The following is a 1,711-nucleotide window of genomic DNA, read 5'->3' on the forward strand; positions in this document are numbered from 1 at the left end:
AATTATCCACTGTGGAAAACGGTTTTCCTGACAACAACGATCGGCTTTGTGCTCAAGGCGAGTAGTCGATTGCAGCTCAGTTTCCCGGTAGTGGACGAGGCGACGAGTCCTCTGCCGATATGCCGATTACAGAGGACTCGTCGCCTCGTCCACTACCCGGAAACTGATCTGCAATAGGCTACTCGCCTTGAGCATGAAGCCGATCGTTGATGCAGGAAAAACGTTTTCCACGGTGGATATATATTTTCCCGTTTTGATGTCGGCGCAGCGTCGCGTCAGGGTCGAAATGCCGTAATTCGTGCAGTCTGAGGATTGCGTCTGAAGTGAACGTTGGCCCTGGAACAACACGTGCAGCGGCTTGCCGGAGCGTCTCGCTGGTCTGCCATCCGACCCGGAACGGCCAAGGATGTTCCTTGACATCCATCTCGAAGCACTGGCCAGCGATTCCCGCGATTGAAAACTGATGAAAACTCAACTTCGGCGGTTCAACGGACGCGGCATCCGTGGTGGCGAGGCTCGTGACAGTTCTGGGAAAGTACGCCGCAGGCTCTCGATCGAGACGCTTGAAGCTCGTCGCTTGTTGGCGGTCGATCTGCTTTATCTGGGGAACCAGGCGGACAACTCGATTCAGGTCTTCGACGCCGGTACGGGGGCATTCGTCCGGACGCTGGTCCAAAGCGGCGCCAGCAGTTTGCATGGACCACGTGGCATGGTGATCCAGGGGAACAACCTGTTGGTGGTCAACCAGAATGTCGACACCCAGTTCAACGGTGAGGTGTTGCGGTTCAACAAAGACACCGGCGTCGCGTTGTCGCCGCTGGTGCCGTCTTCAAGTCCCAACGCTCCGTTTGCACCCCGGGGCATCGTGGTCAGGGACAACGTCGCTTATGTGGCCGACTTCTTTGCATCACCGTCACGGATCGCGAAATACAACGCGACCACGGGAGCATTCATTGGAAGTCTGATTCCCAACGGGTTTAACGCGGAGTTCAACCCGCGCGGGCTCGTCTTCGGTCCGGACAACAAGTTGTACGTCACGGTCTACAGCGCCTTCGATTCTGACGTGTTCTCCGAAGACGCACCGGGTTATGTGTTGCGATTTAACGACACCACGAGTGGCGCCTTCGAAGTCATCGCACGCAACACGGCCGACGGGATTCACCAGACCGGCGAACTTCACAACCCCGAGGGAATCGTTTTTGACCCCAGCGGAAGGTCTCTGTACGTGACCAGTTTTCGGCCCAACCGGTCTGACAATGGGATCGTCGTGATCGACGTTGCCACCAAGTCGCAACGGGAGTTTATCCCCTTGGGAGGTGACAACGCCGCTCAAGCGATCTTGTTCGGCCCCGACGGACGACTGTATGTACCGATCAACGCAGGGGCGGCTTCCGGGTCCGTTCGCGCCTACGATGTGGCGACCGAAAGCTTTGGTGTTTTGATCCCGCCTACAAACGGACGTCTGCAAACGCCGTGGTATTTGACGTTCGGAAACACCCATGCTGCGACGTTGGCCTACAACACGACGACTGTAGCGGACCAGGCACCTGTTTTGGCGGGTATCGAAGCGGCGCCGCAGGACTATCAGGTCAGAACGCCTAAAAAGGTCGTGTCCCAATCGATCAAGGTCACGGATGTGGATTCAACCGTCCTCACCGGGGCAACGATTCGAATCACCAACAACTATCAATCCGGTGCCGACGTTCTTTCG

Annotated in this window: 1 protein-coding gene; it reads left to right on the plus strand. The window is 56.9% G+C overall.

From position 1 onward, the window contains the following. Window positions 1-463: 463 nt before the first annotated feature. On the plus strand, window positions 464-1,711 hold a 1,248-nt coding region (locus ABX749_RS31900; protein ID WP_372899594.1), incomplete at its 3' end, for a hypothetical protein.

The sequence above is a fragment of the Stieleria sp. genome (genome assembly GCF_041595215.1).
Lineage (GTDB): Bacteria > Planctomycetota > Planctomycetia > Pirellulales > Pirellulaceae > Stieleria > Stieleria magnilauensis.